This window comes from Methylocystis borbori (assembly GCF_036576025.1).
Lineage (GTDB): Bacteria > Pseudomonadota > Alphaproteobacteria > Rhizobiales > Beijerinckiaceae > Methylocystis > Methylocystis borbori.
Genome location: NZ_JAZHYN010000030.1, coordinates 23,630 through 41,446 on the forward strand (window position 1 = coordinate 23,630; position 17,817 = coordinate 41,446).

The window sequence follows — 17,817 nt, forward strand, 5'->3', positions numbered from 1 at the left end:
GGAATCAACGAGAGATCACGTCTGGCCGGGCTTCAGCCGATAGAAGATATGCCGGCCGATCATATCCATTTTGGTCAGCGCCCGAGACCAGCGCGGCTTGACGTAATTGGCGTGATAATGCGTCGAGCGGCCGACGTCGGAAATATAGGTGCGCCCGTCCATCACCTCATTGGCGACGCGCACGGCCTGTTCCCAGGCCTCGCGCTCGGTGATGCGCAGCGATCTGCCTTCGCAGGCGAAGGAGAACTGGCAGCGATGATAATGATGCCGGTTCTGATAGACGACGCCGCAGACGGATAACGGGTAAAGACCGCTCTCGACGCGGTTGAGCACAACTTGCGCGACCGCCGCCTGCCCGGCCTCGGGCTCGCTGCGGGCCTCGAAATAGACCGCCTCCGCAAGGCAGCGCGCCTCGCGGCTGAGCTTCTCCTGGTCGATCAGCGCGGCGTAATCGGGCCGCGCCGCGCCGCCCGGATCGGGCTGGCCGGGCGCCGAAAGCGCCAGCGTCGCGCGCGGGAAGGAAGCGACTTCGATCGGCGTGGCGTCGGGCTGCGCCGGGGTCGAAGAGCCGAGCGCGACGGCGCGCGGCGTTTGCGGCGTCGCGCCATGGAGCGCGCGTTCCGCCAAAGCTTCCTTCGCCGCATCGCGCGCGGCGTCATTCGCCGGCGTCGTCGCGGCCGAGCCGCCTTGCGCGGGCGAAGCGGCGGCGATGGATTTCTGCGTCGTCGGCGTCTCCGCTACGACGGCTGCGGCCTCCGGCGCGTCAAGCGCCTCGTCGCCCGCCGTCGCGGCGCGCGGCGCGAGCGGGATCTCCTTGCCCGGATCGTCGACGGAAAGCCGCGTTTGTTCGGCGAGCCCGAGCGTCGAGGGGGTCTGGCGGCGCGTCTCGAAAGTCGGGCGCATGGCGACGACCGGATCGCCCTTATGCGTGCGATCGACTTCGGGAAAATGCGACACGTCGGGCTTGAGTTCGACATGCGGCTCGCGCTCGTCGGGAATGGGGCTGATGTCCTCGCGCGCGCCCACCATCAGCCGCGCCTGATGCACGAGCGCCTTCCCTCCGAAACCGCCGCTCGCCGCCTCGCCGAGCCCCGCGTCGGCGTCGGGGCTGACGCGCGCCGCGAGCGGCGACCTGCGCCAGTCGCCGACGGGGTCCTGGCCCGCGACGGCGGTGAAGGAGACAAGAACGCCGACGCCGAGCGCCCAGGGGGCCATGACGCTGAAGACCCAAGGCGCGACCATTTTTTTGGCTCGGCGCGGTTTCGACTGACGACGCATGACAAGTCCCAAGGACGACGGCGCGTGTCTCGCATCGGGCCGTAGGCCGGATGCGAAGAACTTTCCGAAAGTTTATGGACGATTAGGCTTGCCGAACCGTTGCAGGGGCGCCGGCGCGGGCGTGCCAGAATGGGGCAGATTCAAATGATCCTGCTCTAGGCGCCGATGAGATGCAGGGCGATCTGGCGGACGTGCGGGCGAAAGCGGTGCTCGAAGAGAAAGACGCCCTGCCAGGTCCCGAGCGCCAGCGCGCCGTCGATGAGCGGAATGGAAAGCTGCGTCTGAGTCAGCGCGGCGCGTATGTGCGCCGGCATATCGTCCGCGCCTTCCGTATCATGCAGGTAAGGCGCGCCTTCCGGCGCAAGCTTTGAGAAGACCGCCTCGAGATCGCGCAACACGGTCGGATCGGCGTTCTCCTGAATGAGGAGCGACGCCGAGGTATGGCGGCAGAAGACGGTAAGGAGCCCCTCCGCCATGCCGGCGTTGCTCACGAATTGGGCAAGACCGCGCGTGATCTCGTAAAAGCCGCGGCCCTTGGTTTCGACCTGCAACGCAAGGCTCGTCTGACGCATAGGCGCAATCTGATCCCTTAGCAAAGAAAGTCCAGATCATTCCCGCTTGTCAGCCGCTCGCGCAGGCGATAAGCGCGGCGCAGACAAGCGGAAGGAAGAACATGCTCGAGAATCTGGTGGCGTCGGCGACCGCGTTAACATCGAGTGAGACGTTCCGACATTACGTCGGCGAGGCGGCCTTCGCGCTCGCCTGGGCCGAGGCCTTTATGGCGATCGGCGCTACCTACGCCAAGCGCATGATTCCGCTGCGCTTCATGGCGATGTTGGACAATATGCTCGGCGTCGCCGCCGGGCTCGCGTCGATGAGCCCGCCCACGATCATGAAACATGGCGTGAATTTTCCGCTGAACGCGGCGCGCATGCGCGAAATGAATCGCCTGATCGCCAGCGTGCGCGAAGCGAGCGGAACCGACCTTAACGTGGAGTGGCTCAAGCCCTTCATGCATCCGCGCGCGCTCAAGGCCGGCGAGACGGTTTTTCGCAAGAATGAGGAGGCGGACGAGGCCTTTGTCGTCGTCGAAGGGGGCGTCGAGATCGTCGAACGCGGCGTCGTCCTCGCGCCCGGCGATATTTTCGGCGAGATGGCGCTTTTCACCAAGACCGGCAAACGCACGGCGACGGCGCGCTGCACGGGCGACACGCGACTGCTCGTCATCACCTATGAGCAGTTCGAGCAGCTCTATTTTCAAAATCCCGAATTCGGCCTTTATCTCGTTCGGCTCATCGTGCGCCGCTTCGAGATGAACCATAAGGACGAGGAGCTCGAGAGCGCGTAAGCGAAAGGGCTGCGTGGCAGCGAGCCGACGATATGGGCGAGATTGCGCGCAGCGGCGCCAATGATTGCAACCTCTCCGCCGTCATGCCCGGCCTTGCGCCGGGCATCCACGAAATGGCCGCCGCGCACGATGGCGTGGATGGCCGGGACAAGCCCGGCCATGACGACGCAATGGCGGCCCCGTCTTAGCGCGATCAGTCCGTGCTGACGGCTTTTTCGCTTAGCGTCGCCTGCGCCGCGGCGAGGCGCGCGATCGGCACGCGAAAGGGCGAGCAGGACACATAGTCGAGCCCGATCTTCTCGAAAAAGGCGACGGAGGCCGGATCGCCGCCATGCTCGCCGCAAACGCCGAGCGTGATCGCGGGATTGCCGGCGCGGGCGCGCTTGACGCCGAGCGCGACGAGTTCGCCGACGCCCTCCTGGTCGATGGTGACGAAGGGATCGGCCGGCAGCAGGCCCTTCTCGACATAAGCGTTGAGGAAGGAGGCGGCGTCGTCGCGCGAAATGCCGAGCGTCGTCTGCGTCAGATCGTTCGTGCCGAAGGAGAAGAAATCCGCCGAACGCGCGATCTCGTCGGCGCGCAGCGCGGCGCGCGGCAGTTCGATCATCGTGCCGAGATGGTAGCGCGGCGCAATTCCGGTCTCCCGCTCGACGAGTTTCGCCATCTCCTCGACCCGCGCCTTGACGAGATCGAGTTCGGCGCGCGCGAAGACGAGCGGCGCCATGATCTCGATGTCGACCGGCGCGCCGGTCGAGAGACTCGCCTCGATCGCCGCCTCGAAAATCGCGCGCGCCTGCATGTCGACAATCTCGGGAAAGATCACGGCGAGGCGCACGCCGCGAAAGCCGAGCATGGGATTGAATTCGGAAAGCTGCGCGGCGCGGCGGCGCAGCTTCGCGGGATCGGCGCCCATGGCGCGCGCAACCGCCTGCAGCTCCGATTCCGAATGCGGCAGGAACTCGTGCAGCGGCGGATCGAGCAGGCGGATGGTGACGGGGAGCCCCGACATGATCTCGAAAAGCTGCTTGAAATCCTCGCGCTGCATCGGCAGAAGCTTGGCGAGCGCGGCGCGCCGCCCCTGCGCGTCGTCGGCGAGGATCATCTCGCGCACGGCGACGATGCGCTCGCCCTCGAAGAACATATGCTCCGTGCGCGCGAGGCCGATCCCCTCCGCGCCGAAACGGCGGGCGGCGCGCGCGTCGGCGGGCGTCTCGGCGTTGGCGCGGACCTTGAGGCGACGCGTCTCGTCGGCCCAATTCATCAGCACGGCGAATTCGCCAGTGAGCTCCGGCCGCTGCATTTTCACCTCGCCGGCGATGACCTGGCCGGCCGAGCCGTCGATGGTGATGCGCTCGCCCTTGCCGAAACGCCTGCCGGCGACCGTGAAGCTTTGATCCTCGTAGTCGACGCGCATCGCGCCCGCGCCGGTGACGCAGGGCTTGCCCATGCCGCGCGCGACGACGGCGGCGTGCGAGGTCATGCCGCCGCGCGCGGTGAGAATGCCTTCCGCCGCATGCATGCCGCCGATGTCCTCGGGACTCGTCTCGATGCGCACGAGAATGATCTTGCGGCCATTGGCGGCGAGCGCCTGCGCCTCCTCGGCGTCGAAGACGATTTCGCCGAAGGCCGCGCCGGGCGAGGCCGGCAGGCCCGTCGCCAGAATGTCGCGCTTCGCCGCCGGGTCGATCGTCGGATGCAGCAATTGTTCGAGCGACTGCGGCTCGACGCGGGCGATCGCCTCTTTCTTGTCGATGAGGCCCTCGCGCGCCATGTCGACGGCGAGTTTGAGCGCGGCGCGGGCGGTGCGTTTTCCCGCGCGCGTCTGCAGCATCCACAGGCGGCCCCGCTCGACGGTGAACTCCATGTCCTGCATATCGCGGAAATGGCGCTCGAGCTTTTCGGCGTATTCCTTGAATTGCGCGAAAATCTTCGGCATCGCCGCTTCGAGCGAAATCTTGTCGCCGCCCGCCGCGTGGCTCGCGGCCTGGGCTATGGGCTGAGGCGTGCGGATGCCGGCGACGACGTCCTCGCCCTGGGCGTTGACGAGATATTCGCCATAGAGTTCGCGCACGCCGGTCGAGGGATTGCGGGTGAAGGCGACGCCAGTGGCGGAATCGGCGCCCATATTGCCGAACACCATCGCCTGAATATTGACGGCGGTGCCCCAGCTCTCCGGAATATTGTGCAGGCCGCGATAGACGATGGCGCGATGGTTCATCCAGGAGGAGAACACCGCCTTGATCGCGCCCCAGAGCTGCTCGCGCGGATCCTGCGGAAATCCGCTCAGCGCCGCCTGTTCGACGATCGACTTATATTCCGCGGCGACCTTGCGCCAATCGTCGGCGGTGAGCTGGGTGTCGAGCGCGAAGCCCCTGCTCTCTTTATGGCGTTCGAGCGCCTCCTCGAACTCATGATGCGCGACGCCGAGCACGACGGAGGAATACATTTCAATGAAGCGGCGATAGCAGTCCCAGGCGAAGCGGTCGTCGCCGGAATTGCGCGCCAGCGCCTCGACCGTCTCGTCGTTGAGGCCGAGATTGAGCACCGTGTCCATCATGCCCGGCATGGAGGCGCGCGCGCCGGAGCGCACCGAGACGAGCAGCGGCCATTGCGCGTCGCTATAGGCGTGTCCGGCGATGCGGCCGACCTCGGCGAGCGCCGCGTCGACCTGCTCCGCGAGATCGGGAGGAAAGGTCTTCCCATTGGCGTAAAAATAGGCGCAGACGTCGGTCGTGATGGTGAAGCCCGGCGGGACCGGCAGGCCAATCGCGGCCATTTCCGCGAGATTGGCGCCCTTGCCGCCCAAAAGCTCCCGCATGGACGCCGAGCCTTCCGACCGACCGGCGCTGAAACTATATACCCATTTGGTCATTGCGTCGTTTTCCGGGATGGACGGGGATCGAGAGCGGGACGGCGGAAAGGCCGAAGCGGGATCGTTCGTGACGGAAAATCGCATGAGCGATCCGTCGCAATTGTCAATGCCGCCCCATCCTTTCAAAACTCATGCGAGACGCACATTCGAAACGGAAACTTCCGTCAGGAATATGAATCTTGCGCCGCGCCGACCGTCGCAGCCTCGCCATTTCCGCAAAATCGAGCCGAAAACCGTCCTTTTCCGTCCTAGAATAGCAGATCGAGGCCGGGAATAAGAGCGCGCGCCGCCAAGACGCTTAATTTTGGGGCGCCGCCCGAGCGGCGGGCGGGGATTGCGGCGGCGGGCGCTCAGGTCACATATCGGCCAAAAGCGGAGAAGATCTGACATGGCGCAGGAAGACGACGACGCCCCCCGCCGACCGGCCGCGCATGAAATCGGACAATCCCTCGACCTGCTGTCAGTCGCGGAGTTAGAGGCGCGGATCGAGGCGTTGCGTGCCGAGATCGCGCGGCTCGAAGCGGCGCGCGCCGCCAAGGACGCCGCCGGGGCCGCCGCGGAGGCCTTCTTCAAGAGATAGCCTCGTCTTGACAGGGGGCGAGCCCCCATGCCCTTTCTGCGCGCCACAACGGACCCGCACGGGCCGATCCTCCTTTTTTGAAGACTGAAAGCGCCCATGAACAGGCCCTTCCACCGCTACCGTTCGCATAATTGCGGAGAACCGAACGAGGCGCTCGCGGGCGAAAAAATTCGCCTCTCCGGCTGGTGCCACCGCATCCGCGACCATGGCGGCGTACTCTTTATCGATCTGCGCGATCATTACGGCCTCACGCAATGCGTGGTCGATCCCGATTCGCCCGCCTTCGCCCAGGCGGAGAAGCTGCGCTCCGAATGGGTTGTGCGCCTGGACGGCGAGGTGAGGAAGCGCCCGGCCGGCACGGAGAACCCCGACATGCCGACGGGCCTAGTCGAGGTCTATGTCGCCGAGATCGAGGTTTTGGGCGCCGCGGCCGAACTGCCGCTGCCGGTCTTCGGCGACCAGCTCTATCCCGAGGATACGCGGCTCAAATATCGCTTCCTCGATCTGAGGCGCGAGAAGCTGCACCAGAACATCATGCTGCGCGGGCGCATCATCGACAGCATCCGCACGCGTATGAAGCAGGCGGGCTTTTTCGAATTCCAGACGCCGATCCTGACCGCCTCCTCGCCCGAGGGCGCGCGCGACTTTCTCGTGCCCTCGCGCCTGCATCCGGGCAAATTCTACGCGCTGCCGCAGGCGCCCCAGCAATTCAAGCAGCTCCTCATGGTCGCGGGCTTCGACCGCTATTTCCAGATCGCGCCCTGCTTTCGCGACGAGGACGCGCGCGCCGACCGCTCGCCCGGCGAATTCTATCAGCTCGACGTCGAGATGAGCTTCGTCACGCAGGAAGACGTGTTCGAGGCGATGGAGCCGGTGCTGCGCGGCGTCTTCGAGGAATTCTCGGGCGGGCGCGCCGTGACGCAAAAATTTTCGCGCATTCCCTTCCGCGAGGCGATGCTGAAATATGGCTCCGACAAGCCGGATTTGCGCAATCCGCTGATCATCGCCGACATCACCGAAGAATTCGCGCGCGAGGACGTCAGCTTCAAGGCGTTCAAGGGCAAGACCGTGCGCGCGATCCCGGCGCCGGGCGCCGCCGCGCAGCCGCGCAGCTTTTTCGACAAATTGAACGATTGGGCGCGAAGCGAAGGCGCGCCGGGCCTCGGCTATGTCATCTTCGAGGAGGAAAGCGGCGCGCTGATCGGCAAAGGTCCGATCGCGAAATTCATCCCGGCGGAAGCGCAGGCGGCGATCGGGGCCAAGGCCGGCGTGAAAGCGGGCGACGCGGTCTTCTTCTCGGCCGGCGAAGAAACGGCGGCGGCGAAACTCGCGGGCGCGGCGCGCATCCGCATCGGCAATGAGCTCGGCCTCTCCAAAACCGACGTTTTCGAATTTTGCTGGATCGTCGATTTCCCGATGTATGAGTGGAACGAGGAAGATAAGAAGATCGACTTCTCGCATAATCCCTTCTCTATGCCGCAAGGGGGCATGGAGGCGCTGGAGAACCAAGACCCGCTCACGATCCTCGCCTATCAATATGACATCGTCTGCAATGGCGTGGAGCTGTCGTCTGGCGCGATCCGCAACCATCGTCCCGACATTATGAAGAAGGCGTTCGAGATCGCCGGCTATGGCGAGGAGACGCTTATCGAGAAATTCGGCGGCATGTATCGCGCCTTCCAATATGGCGCGCCGCCGCATGGCGGCATCGCCCCTGGCGTCGACCGCATCGTCATGCTGCTCGCGGGCGAGGAGAATTTGCGCGAAGTGACGCTCTTCCCGATGAATCAGCGCGCCGAGGATTTGCTCATGGGCGCGCCGTCGGAAGCGACGATGAAGCAATTGCGCGAACTGCACATCAGGCTGAATCTGCCGGAGAAGGGATAAAACGATCCCGACCGGATAATTTGACGCCTATCTCCAGGCCTGCAGCTTTGCGAGCCGGGCGAATTTCTTCGACTGGTGGCGTTCCATCCGCGTGATGACGTCGCGCAAGAAACGCACGCCTTGCGGCAGATAATCGCCCTTGTTGAGCATGACGCAGTCGGCGCGTTGCGCCATCGCGGCGTCGGTGGTCTCGGGCCGGCTGGCCACGCCTTCATGGACGAGCTGGTCGAGAACCTGCGTCGCCCAGATGACAGGGACATGCGCGGCCTCGCAGAGCCACAGGATTTCTTCCTGCATCTCGGACAGGCGCGCGAAGCCGACCTCGACCGCAAGATCGCCGCGCGCGATCATCACCGCCGTCGGATGGCGCGCCGCCGACTGAACGATCAGGCGGGGGAGATTGCGGATGGCGAGCGGCGTTTCGATCTTCAGGACAAGCGCTTGCGGAGGCTTTTCGCTGCGCCGCGCGGCGAGTTCGGCCTGCAGCAGAACGATGTCGTCGACCCGCTGAACGAAGGAAAAGCCGACGATGTCCGCCGCGCGCGCGACCAGGTCGAGATCGGCGAGATCCTTGGGCGTAAGCGGCGGAAGTTCGAGGTCGATGGAGGGGAGGTTGACGCCTTTGTCCGGCTTGAACCGCATGCCTTTCGCCCGCGCCGCAACGATTTCGATCTCCGCGCCCTCGTCATTCACGGCGACGATCCGGCCCACGGCCTTGCCGTCGTCGAAAGAGATCTCCGCGCCCGGGCGCAGCTGCGAAATGACCTGCGGAAAATTCAGTGAAAAGGCGATGGGGCCGCTGCGCCGGTCGAGGCGGGCGACAAGATGCGGGCGCTCTCCCGGATGCAGGCGGTATTTCTCCGGCGCCCGCACGGCCTCTATCCGCAGCTTCGGCCCCGCAATGTCCATCAGAACCCGGCAGGGCCGGCCGAGACGCCGCGAGGCGGCGCGGACATTGTCGATCATATGCGTCCATGCCGCGGCGTCGTCATGGGCGCAATTGATGCGGGCGCAATCCATGCCGGCGTCGATCAGCGCCGCGACGAGGCTCGCGTCGGCCGCGGCTTCGCTCGGCAGCGTCGCCATGATGCGCGCCTGGCGCGCGCCCTCGCAGTCGCCGAAGATTTGGTCGCAGGCGCGGATCAACGCATCCTCCCCCGCGCGCATCGCTTCGCGCGGCGGATAGTCCGCTTCTTCGCCGCAAAGTCTGCGCAGGGTCGCGAGCAACGCGTCGAGCGCCGTCATGACATCCGCTTCGCTGCGGCCGAGCGAGGAGAGGCCGTAAGCGGAAAGGCGCAGTTGCAGCAGGGTCAAATCATGGCTGCGGAGCGCGAGATAATGGGCGAGATTGCGCGCCCCCGCGCTCGTCGCCTCCCAATCCAGAAGGCGCGTCTCGCCTTCGCGCGCCACGGCGTCGCGCAGCGCGGCGACCTCGTCTCGAATTTGGCGCAGCTCAAGCGTCGCGTCGGCGGCTTTCAGGCCCTCGTCCATATCTGTCGCATATCTTGCCATGAGCGCCACCTGCGCCGAGCAAGATGACGGATTTATTACGAGGCGCCCCGCGCGTGGCGTAACGGACCGGCGGCCAGGTTTTTAGGGACGCGCTAGGCCCCCGCCTTGCCACGCCCCGCGCCCTTCCCTATAAACCCGCCGGCGCCTGCGTTTCCGACACCCCTGGAGGCGAAGCGGCGCTTTTTCTTTTGACTAAAGGACACCGACATGGCCGAGACCAAAAAGCTCGCGGCCACGGTGCGCAGCGGGACAGGCAAGGGGGCCGCCCGCAGCGTTCGCCGTGAGGGCCGCATTCCAGCAGTATTATATGGCGGCGGCGAAGCGCCGCAGCCGCTCTCGCTGGACAAAAAGAACGTCACCCAGCTCATCTTCGCTGGCCATTTCCTCACGACGATCTTCGAACTCGACATCGAGGGCAAGAAGGAGCGCGCCATCCCGCGCGACTATCAGCTCGACGTCGTTAAGGACACGCCGCTCCATGTCGATTTCCTGCGGCTGAAGCCGGGCTCGCGCCTGCGCGTCAACGTGCCAGTGCATTTCGTTAATCACGACGCCTCGCCCGGCCTGAAGCGCGGCGGCTCGCTCAACATCGTCTTTCATACGATCGAGATGCTGGTCCCGGCGGATAATATTCCCGAGGCCGTCACCGCCGATCTGACGGGCCTCGACTTCAACGATTCGCTGCAGATTTCGGCGATCCCGCTGCCGGAAGGCTGCAGGCCGACGAACCCCGAGAAGAATTTCACCGTCGCGAGCCTGACGCCGCCGGCCGGGGCCGGCGCCGAAGAGGCGCCTGCCGCAGCCGCCGCGCCAGCGAAGGCCGCCCCGGCCAAGGCCGCTCCGGCGAAGGAAGAGAAGAAGAAATAGCCCCCTGTCCCTCTCCCGCAGCGCTTCGCTCGCGGGAGAGGGAAGGCTAACGGTCGGCGCTCTCGCGACGCGCCGACGCAGCGCCGGTTCTACTCCCTCTCCTGGGCGGCGGGAGAGGGTTGAGGTCTTTCATGCTGCTCCTTGTCGGCCTCGGCAATCCCGGACGCGCCTACGCCAGGAACCGTCACAATATCGGCTTCATGGCGCTCGAAGCCATCGCCAAGCGCCACGGCTTTCCGCAGGCGCGGGCGCGCTTTCAGGGCCTTCTCAGCGAAGGGACGATCGCCGGCGCGCGCGTCCTGCTGCTCGCGCCGCAGACCTATATGAACGAGAGCGGCCGTTCGGTTGGCGAGGCCGCGCGCTTTCACAAGATCGGCCTCGACGAGATCGTTGTCATGCATGACGAACTCGACCTCGCGCCGGCCAAATGCCGCATCAAGACCGGCGGCGGCGTCGCCGGCCATAATGGCCTGCGCTCCATCACCGCCCATATCGGCAATGACTATAAGCGTGTGCGGCTCGGCATCGGCCATCCCGGCGACAAGGCGCTGGTGCATTCCTATGTGCTGAGCGATTTCGCCAAGAGCGAGGAGCCCTGGGTTTCAGCGCTGTGCGAGGCGCTCGCGGACAACGCCGCGCTCCTCGTCAGGGGCGACGACGCCGGCTTGCAAAACAGACTGCATCTCGCGCTTCAGGCCAAGGGCTTCGACGCCGTAAAGCGCGTCGGCGAGGCGTGAATTTCTCCTAAACCATGGATGAACAAAGGTTTCAGCGCTGATTCAGGGCGGCTATGCGAAAGTCGGCGCGTTGATCGGGACTGGCCAGAAAGCCGGTCCCGATAGGGGGCCTAGCCCAGGAGTCCATCCATGATCCGCACAGCCATTTTCGCCGCCGCCCTTCTCGCCGTCGCGCCCGCCTTGGCGCAGGCCGCGCCGGTCGGCAAACATCACGCGCCGTCGACGGCGACGCATATTCATCACGCAAAAGCCGAGGCGCGCGTCGATATCAATACGGCGACCGTCGAGCAGCTCATGTCCGTCAAGGGGCTGAGCAAGACCCAGGCCGAATCGATCGTCCAGGGCCGTCCGTTCAAAAACGTCGAGGAACTCACGGCGGCCAATATCCTGCCCGCCGACGTCTTCGCCATGGTTAAGGATCGACTGACGGTCACGAAATAATCGGCCACGCCGTCTTGAGTTAACGCCCGCCGCCTCGGCGGGCGTTTTCGTTTGCGGCGCGCGCCCCTTTCCCAAAGCGGCGCAAGCGCCTATATTCGAAACGCCGCCGCTTGCGACGGCTATGGCGATAAACGGACACCGCAATAAACCATTCGGACCCGGGGGCGGTACCCGGCGCCTCCACCCAAGCCCGTCGGAGACGGCGGGTTTCGGCGGGGGCGAAATAGGATCGACGAGGGCGTAAAGGGTGATTTTTCGCTCGGCATGATACCGCCGTTATCGGGTCAAACCTTATAGTTGCCAACGACAACTATGCTCCGGTGGCCGTCGCCGCGTAATGCGGCGCCCAAACTGGGAATCAAGTCCTAAGGGTTAGCGCCTTTAGGCGGGGTCAGGAGGCGCCTGGCAACAGAAGCCTCCACTTCATTCATTCGCGCCGGCGCTCCGCAAAGCGCGGCGGGAGACAATTTTAAGAAAGCCGGTCGCCTGGTCGGATCGCGCTTTCCCAAAGGCGCTCTGGCGTGAGGCGATGGCGAAAGATCTGATCCGTTACGATCTCCTTGTGCAGGACGCGATGCGCGGCGTGATGCGCAAAGTGCTCGCCGATGTCGCCGAGAACGGCCATCTGCCGGGCGAACATCACTTCACCATCAGCTTTCGCACCGACGCGCCGGACGTCGCGATCTCGCGGCGCCTCGCCGAGCAATGGCCCAAAGAGCTGACGATCATTTTGCAGCATCAATATTCAAATCTCGAAGTCGACGACGTGGGCTTCGGCGTCACCCTGTCCTTCCGCTCGATCCCCGAACATCTCTACATTCCCTTTTCCGCCGTCACCGGCTTCTTCGACCCCGCGGTCGAATTCGGCCTGCGTTTCGAAAGCGGCGAAGAAGCGGGCGAGGAAGAGGAGACGGAAGAGGTCGCGCGCCTCGCCCCGGTGAGCGACAAGCCCGCGGCGAAGCCGGCGCCGGCAAAGGCCGAAGCCGGGGAAAAAGCCAAGAAAACGGCCCCCGTCGAAGCCGAGGCCGGCGACGCCAAGGTCGTCTCGATCGACGCCTTCCGCAAAAAGACCTGATGGGCGAGATCATCAATCTGCGCCGCGCCCGCAAGGCGCGCGAGAAACGCGCGAAGGATGACGAGGCGCAGCAAAACCGCGTCGCGCATGGACGCCCGAAATCCGAACGCGAACTGACCGCCGCGCAGGCGCGTTTAGAGACGGCGAAGCTCGACACGCATAAGGTGGAAAGCGAAACGGACGATAGAGCGTGAGCGAAGCGCCCGCGGCGGCGCCCTCCGTGCGCGTCGTCAAACATTCGATCGTGATCGCCGGCCATCGCACCAGCGTCTCGCTGGAGGATGCCTTCTGGCGGGCGCTGAAGGACATCGCCGCCAGGGAAGGCGTTTCGCTCGCGGCGCTGGTCGCGCGCGTCGACGCGGCACGCGGCGACGCCAATCTCTCCTCGGCGCTGCGGGTGTTCGCGCTGGAGCGGGCGCTGGAGGCGCGTGAAACGCCCCCAAGCCCCTCACCTTACCTCTCCCCGTAAACGGGGAGAGGGGTCATCAGCGCCGCGCCAACCATGGACGACGGAGAGCGTGACGGCGCCGCCCCTTCTCCCCGCTTGCGGGGAGAAGTGAGATGAGGGGCCAGGGGATTGCGCGCGATAAACACCCGAAACAGTGATTCGCCTTCCGTTCTCCTATATGATTGAAGAATCATGAAGAGCCTCCCGCCCGAAATAGAAGATTACGCGCCGGAAAGCGGCAGCCTCGCCGCGCGCGCGGCGGCGAGCGCCGGGCGCCCCCGCTATCTCGATGCGCTCAATCCCGAGCAGCGCGCCGCGGTCGAGACGCTCGACGGCCCCGTGCTGGTGCTCGCTGGCGCCGGCACCGGCAAGACGCGGGCGCTCACCACTCGCATCGCCCATATTCTCGCGCTCGGCAAAGCGCGCGCCTATGAAATCCTCGCCGTCACCTTCACCAATAAGGCGTCGCGCGAAATGCGCGAGCGCGTCGAGGCGCTCGTCGGCGAAGGCGCGCAGGCCATGCAATGGCTCGGCACCTTTCACGCCATCAGCGCCAAAATTCTGCGCCGCCACGCCGAACTCGTGGGACTCAAGCCCAATTTCTCGATCCTCGACACCGACGATCAGATCCGCCTTTTGAAGCAGGTGCTGCAGGCGGAGAATATCGACGACAAGCGCTGGCCGGCGCGCGCGCTCGCCATGCGCATCGACGGCTGGAAGAATCGCGGCCTCGCGCCGGCGCAGGTTCCAGCCGCGGAAGCGGAGAGCTTCGCCAATGGCAAGGGCGCGGCGCTTTACGCGCTTTATCAGGAGCGGCTCAAGGTTCTGAACGCCGTCGATTTCGGCGATCTGCTGATGGAGAGCCTGCGGCTCTTTCGCGAAAACCCCGACGTGCTCGCCGACTATCAGCGGCGCTTCAAATATATTCTCGTCGACGAATATCAGGACACCAATGTCGCGCAATATCTGTGGCTGCGGCTGATCTCGCAGGGAAGGCGCAATGTCTGCTGCGTCGGCGACGACGATCAGAGCGTCTATGGCTGGCGCGGCGCCGAGGTCGAGAACATCCTGCGCTTCGAGCAGGATTTTCCCGGCGCGAAAATCATCCGCCTCGAACGCAATTATCGCTCGACGGGACATATTCTCGCCGCCGCCTCGCATCTCATTTCCCATAATGAAGGCCGGCTCGGCAAAACGCTCTTCACCGACGGCGACGACGGCGACAAGCCGACGCTCACCGGCGTCTGGGACAGCCAGGAAGAAGCGCGCGCCATCGGCGAGGACATCGAGCAATTGGGCCGCAAGGGCCATTCGCTCGAAGAGATCGCCATTCTCGTGCGCGCCTCGTTCCAGATGCGCGAATTCGAGGAGCGCTTCGTCGAGATCGGCCTGCCCTATCGCGTCATCGGCGGCCCGCGCTTCTATGAGCGACTCGAAATCCGCGACGCCCTCGCTTATCTGCGCTGCGTCGCGCAGCCCGCCGACGATCTCGCCTTCGAACGCATCGTCAATACGCCGAAGCGTGGCCTCGGCGACGCGACGCTGCAATTGCTGCATGAATATGCGCGGCGCGAACGCGTTCCGCTGATGCAGGCGGCGCGGTTTCTGACCGAGAGCGAAGAGCTAAAACCCAAGCCGCGCGGCGCGCTGAGAAGCCTGATCGGTGATTTCGACCGCTGGCGCACGCTGATCGACGCAAAGCCGCAGCATGAGCTCGCGGAGCTCGTGCTCGACGAATCCGGCTATACGGAAATGTGGCGCCAGGACAAGACGCCCGAGAGCGCCGGCCGGCTCGACAACTTAAAAGAGCTCGTGCGCGCGATGGAGGCCTTTCCCGATCTCGCCGCCTTTCTCGAACATGTGTCGCTGGTGATGGAGGCGGATAGCGCCACGGATCAGCAGCAACGCGTGTCGATCATGACGCTGCATGGCGCGAAGGGCCTCGAATTCGAGACCGTCTATCTCCCCGGCTGGGAGGAAGGGCTGTTTCCGAGCCAGCGCACGCTCGACGAGCAGGGGCGCGCGGGACTCGAGGAAGAACGCCGCCTCGCCTATGTGGGGCTCACTCGCGCCAAGCGGCGGGCGAAGATTTTTTTCGCGAGCAATCGCCGCATTCACGGGCTGTGGCAGCCGACCGTGCCCTCGCGCTTCATCGACAATCTGCCATCCGGCAATGTCGAGGTGGTCGAGGCGCCGAGCGCCTCGCAATATGGAAGCTATGGCGTCTCGCGCTTCGCCAATCTCGACGCTTACGATTCCGATTATGCGACGCCGGGCTGGAAGCGGGCCAAGGCGGGCGCCGATTTCGCGCGCGGCGAGCCCATGCGCGAGTCGCGTCCTTCGCGCGGAAAGCAGCCGACAACGATCGAAGGCGAAGTCCTCGCGCGCTCATCCGCCGCCGCGCGCCACAAGGCCGGCGCCAGAGTGTTTCATCTCAAATTTGGCCCCGGAACGGTGGCGGCGGTGGACGGCAATAAGCTCACCGTCGATTTCGACAAGGCCGGCCGCAAGATGGTGCTGGAGAGTTTTGTGCAGGCGGGCTAGCATACTACGCTTGTCGTAGAACGTAAAACATAGTAGTCTCAGCCATGATCAAGTCTTGGGCGAATAGCGCTACGCGGCGATTCGCCGAGGACGGGAAGAGCAAATTCTCCGGTCTGGACGAAGAGCTGGCCATGGACTTGTTGGCGGCGCTCGATGCAGCCGAGCGGCTAAGCGACCTCAGTCCGTTGAAATCGGTAGGCTTGCATAAGCTGAGCGGGGACCGCTCGGGACAATGGGCGATCAAAGCCAATGGCCCATGGCGAATATGTTTCAAATTCGAGGACGGACACGCACATGACGTCGAAATCGTCGACTACCACTGAGCCGCGCGGCGCCATGCGCGCCGTCCACCCCGGCCGAATTCTCAAACGTGAACTCACGGCGCGCGAGATGTCGGCCAACCGCCTCGCGCTCGCGCTACGCCTCAACTCCGGCCGGATCGTCGAAATATTGAACGGCAAGCGCGGCATCTCGCCTGAGACGGCGCTGCGGCTCGGCCGCTATTTCGGCAATGGCCCGCGCTTCTGGCTCAATCTGCAGACCGCATATGAGCTTGCGATCGCGGAAGCGGAGATCGGCGCAAAAGTCGTCGCCGAGGTGCAACCCGACCTCGCGTGAAGGGTAATGCTCAAAAACCCTCGCGACTGCTGCCCGGTCAAATGAAAAGTAAGCCGGCTTGTTGTCAATGTGTCAATAAAACGCTTTGGCTCAATTAAGCAGGAAACATTCAAGTGCAATATTGCACTGTCAACAGCAAGTGCATTGCTCCAAATCAAAAAATTGATTTAATAAATGAGAGCCTTGGTCAAAGCCCAATAAATTAAAGCATTTTTAAAGGTTGTTAAAATGAGGCCTATTTGCAAAGTTTTCCATGCCACAAAGCTGGTTGTGCAATTGACGCGCTCATGACAGCCGTAAAATCCTCGCATCTCGAAGAGGCGAGGACATAAATGCTCACCAATAGCCGCGATATCATCCGCCGCCTTGAACGCGAGGGCTGGCGACTTGTGCGCTCCAAAGGCTCGCATCGCCAGTTCAAGCATCCGACGAAAGCCGGCCGCCTGACCGTGGCGCACCCGAAGAAAGACATGCCGCCAAAAACTGTGCTCAGCATTTATGAAAGCGCAGGTTGGCCAAGAGACTAATTTACTCAGCCGCCTGCTTTTGCGCCCACGGCGCTTCGACCGCGATAACAATTTCCGCGTTGGCGAAACTCTCCGCCCATTTCGGATCGGCCCGCAGGACCTCAAAATCTCGCGGCTCGGGAATCGGCAGGCCGTCCTCGCGCATCCCCTCCGCCCAAAGGGTCAACGCCTCGCTGGCCATCGCGAAAATGTCGTCAATCTCATCGGCGGCCGAAAAGCAGCCCGGCGCGTCGGGAAAGCTCATGCCATAGGCGCTGTTCTCATCCTTATGGACGATGACGATATAGGGCTTCATCCGGCAGTCTCGGGCTTGCGTCGCACCATCATACCGAAATCCGGCCGCCTCGGCTAATCGGCGCGTCGCGCCACATAGCGGCTGTTGCCGCGATGCCACAGTCGTCGGTTTTCGTAACCATTCTTCGCCAAGCTCTTCTCTCCTCGATTCACAAGGCGCGAGTGGCGCTCTACATAGGAAGAGGAGCGATGGCGAATTGCCGCGGGACGGCCTTGCGCCCATATGTTTTCCATCGGAATGCGCCGCCAACCTCCCGCTGGGGGTGTGCGCGAGGAACGGCTATGACTGCTGTCCGCGGAACGAAGCGAAGCCTTGGGCTTGCCCTTGCGACGACGACGGCGGTCTGGCTCTTCGCCGCGCCCGCGCTCGCGGAACAATATGCGCCGCGCCGGGCTGAAATCTTCTCGCCTCCCGCCGTCGTGGCGTTGACGGGGCTGGAGCTGGCGCCCCTGCGCGCGCCGCAGGGCGATCCGGATTTTACCTTCGCCGAGGCCGTTCCGGCCGCCGTCCTTCTGGATGCGGAAGTGCGCCCAACGCCCGGCGAGACCGACCCGCTCGACCTCGCCTGGAGCCTCCTTGCCGAGGAAAATCGGGCGCTTGCGCTCGCTGTCGGCTCATGGGCCGGCGAAAGAGGCGTCACGCTGGAGCGCCGCCGCCTGCGCGCCGCGCTGGCGCGCGCCTACGCCGCCCGGAGCTTCGCGCCTTTCTGGATCGAGAACGGCGAATGGCGCGCCTCCGCAGCGCCGGCCTTGGCGCGTCTCGCCGCCGCGGGCGACGATGGGCTCGAC

General features: G+C 64.5%; 20 protein-coding genes and 1 other RNA gene. 16 read left to right on the forward strand and 5 right to left on the reverse strand.

Annotated features, from left to right (window positions below; translation table 11 throughout):
• Positions 1–15: 15 nt before the first annotated feature.
• Positions 16–1,242: a cell wall hydrolase gene (locus V3H18_RS10950; RefSeq protein WP_332082082.1), complete on the reverse strand. Its 1,227-nt coding sequence runs from the start codon at positions 1,240–1,242 to the stop codon at positions 16–18.
• A 191-nt stretch (positions 1,243–1,433) separates the two neighbouring features.
• Positions 1,434–1,850 carry a secondary thiamine-phosphate synthase enzyme YjbQ gene (locus tag V3H18_RS10955; RefSeq protein WP_332082083.1) on the reverse strand — a complete coding sequence of 139 codons (417 nt, stop codon included), beginning with the start codon at positions 1,848–1,850 and terminating at the stop codon, positions 1,434–1,436.
• 101 nt (positions 1,851–1,951) lie between these two features.
• On the opposite strand from V3H18_RS10955, the gene V3H18_RS10960 reads away from it, so the two are divergent.
• Both V3H18_RS10960 and V3H18_RS10965 read left to right on the forward strand, forming a co-directional pair.
• On the forward strand, positions 1,952–2,626 hold the full coding sequence (locus V3H18_RS10960; protein ID WP_332082084.1) for a Crp/Fnr family transcriptional regulator: 675 nt from the start codon (positions 1,952–1,954) through the stop codon (positions 2,624–2,626).
• Positions 2,627–2,658: 32 nt separating this feature from the next.
• Entirely contained in the window at positions 2,659–2,814 is a 156-nt protein-coding gene (locus tag V3H18_RS10965) for a hypothetical protein (RefSeq protein ID WP_332082085.1), read from the forward strand.
• A 5-nt stretch (positions 2,815–2,819) separates the two neighbouring features.
• Here the strand turns inward: V3H18_RS10965 and ppdK are convergent, their stop codons facing one another.
• Complete coding sequence (ppdK, locus tag V3H18_RS10970; RefSeq protein ID WP_332082086.1) at positions 2,820–5,498, reverse strand: pyruvate, phosphate dikinase; 2,679 nt, start codon at positions 5,496–5,498, stop codon at positions 2,820–2,822.
• Between the two features lie 388 nt (positions 5,499–5,886).
• Between ppdK and V3H18_RS10975 the strand changes: the two genes are divergently transcribed.
• Together V3H18_RS10975 and aspS are read left to right on the forward strand one after the other, a co-directional pair.
• Positions 5,887–6,078: a DUF1192 domain-containing protein gene (locus V3H18_RS10975; RefSeq protein ID WP_332082087.1), complete on the forward strand. Its 192-nt coding sequence runs from the start codon at positions 5,887–5,889 to the stop codon at positions 6,076–6,078.
• Positions 6,079–6,174: 96 nt separating this feature from the next.
• Positions 6,175–7,965: an aspartate--tRNA ligase gene (aspS, locus tag V3H18_RS10980; protein WP_332082088.1), complete on the forward strand. Its 1,791-nt coding sequence runs from the start codon at positions 6,175–6,177 to the stop codon at positions 7,963–7,965.
• A gap of 27 nt (positions 7,966–7,992) precedes the next feature.
• Here aspS and V3H18_RS10985 read toward each other — a convergent pair whose 3' ends face one another.
• The gene (locus tag V3H18_RS10985) at positions 7,993–9,456 is read right to left on the reverse strand and encodes a pyruvate kinase (protein ID WP_332082089.1); all 1,464 of its coding nucleotides are present in this window, start codon (positions 9,454–9,456) and stop codon (positions 7,993–7,995) included.
• A gap of 228 nt (positions 9,457–9,684) precedes the next feature.
• Here V3H18_RS10985 and V3H18_RS10990 point away from each other — a divergent pair, with 228 nt between their 5' ends.
• The 11 genes from V3H18_RS10990 (at position 9,685) to V3H18_RS11040 (ending at position 16,734) form a co-directional block, all read left to right on the forward strand.
• Positions 9,685–10,344, forward strand: coding sequence for a 50S ribosomal protein L25/general stress protein Ctc (locus V3H18_RS10990; protein ID WP_332082090.1), 660 nt, complete (start codon positions 9,685–9,687; stop codon positions 10,342–10,344).
• 131 nt (positions 10,345–10,475) lie between these two features.
• Complete coding sequence (gene pth, locus V3H18_RS10995) at positions 10,476–11,081, forward strand: aminoacyl-tRNA hydrolase (protein WP_332082091.1); 606 nt, start codon at positions 10,476–10,478, stop codon at positions 11,079–11,081.
• Between the two features lie 129 nt (positions 11,082–11,210).
• Positions 11,211–11,522 (forward strand): ComEA family DNA-binding protein, encoded by a 312-nt coding sequence (locus tag V3H18_RS11000; RefSeq protein WP_332082092.1) that lies wholly within the window; start codon positions 11,211–11,213, stop codon positions 11,520–11,522.
• Positions 11,523–11,585: 63 nt separating this feature from the next.
• Positions 11,586–11,945, forward strand: a transfer-messenger RNA (tmRNA) gene (gene ssrA, locus V3H18_RS11005).
• Between the two features lie 106 nt (positions 11,946–12,051).
• Positions 12,052–12,597 (forward strand): SspB family protein, encoded by a 546-nt coding sequence (locus V3H18_RS11010; RefSeq protein ID WP_332082093.1) that lies wholly within the window; start codon positions 12,052–12,054, stop codon positions 12,595–12,597.
• Entirely contained in the window at positions 12,597–12,791 is a 195-nt protein-coding gene (locus tag V3H18_RS11015; RefSeq protein ID WP_332082094.1) for a DUF4169 family protein, read from the forward strand. Before V3H18_RS11010 ends, V3H18_RS11015 begins: the two co-directional genes overlap by 1 nt.
• Positions 12,788–13,066, forward strand: coding sequence for a ribbon-helix-helix domain-containing protein (locus V3H18_RS11020; protein WP_332082095.1), 279 nt, complete (start codon positions 12,788–12,790; stop codon positions 13,064–13,066). The genes V3H18_RS11015 and V3H18_RS11020 overlap by 4 nt, the downstream gene beginning before the upstream one ends.
• Before the next feature lie 171 nt (positions 13,067–13,237).
• Positions 13,238–15,589, forward strand: coding sequence for an ATP-dependent helicase (locus V3H18_RS11025; RefSeq protein WP_332082096.1), 2,352 nt, complete (start codon positions 13,238–13,240; stop codon positions 15,587–15,589).
• Between the two features lie 44 nt (positions 15,590–15,633).
• Positions 15,634–15,912 (forward strand): type II toxin-antitoxin system RelE/ParE family toxin, encoded by a 279-nt coding sequence (locus V3H18_RS11030; RefSeq protein WP_332082097.1) that lies wholly within the window; start codon positions 15,634–15,636, stop codon positions 15,910–15,912.
• Positions 15,884–16,207 carry a HigA family addiction module antitoxin gene (locus V3H18_RS11035; RefSeq protein ID WP_332082098.1) on the forward strand — a complete coding sequence of 108 codons (324 nt, stop codon included), beginning with the start codon at positions 15,884–15,886 and terminating at the stop codon, positions 16,205–16,207. The genes V3H18_RS11030 and V3H18_RS11035 overlap by 29 nt, the downstream gene beginning before the upstream one ends.
• A gap of 332 nt (positions 16,208–16,539) precedes the next feature.
• The gene (locus tag V3H18_RS11040; protein WP_332082099.1) at positions 16,540–16,734 is read left to right on the forward strand and encodes a type II toxin-antitoxin system HicA family toxin; all 195 of its coding nucleotides are present in this window, start codon (positions 16,540–16,542) and stop codon (positions 16,732–16,734) included.
• Position 16,735: 1 nt separating this feature from the next.
• On the opposite strand, the gene V3H18_RS11045 is transcribed toward V3H18_RS11040, so the two are convergent.
• Positions 16,736–17,251, reverse strand: coding sequence for a type II toxin-antitoxin system HicB family antitoxin (locus V3H18_RS11045; protein ID WP_332082100.1), 516 nt, complete (start codon positions 17,249–17,251; stop codon positions 16,736–16,738).
• 59 nt (positions 17,252–17,310) lie between these two features.
• Here V3H18_RS11045 and V3H18_RS11050 point away from each other — a divergent pair.
• On the forward strand, positions 17,311–17,817 hold a 507-nt coding region (locus V3H18_RS11050; protein WP_456299376.1), incomplete at its 3' end, for a L,D-transpeptidase scaffold domain-containing protein.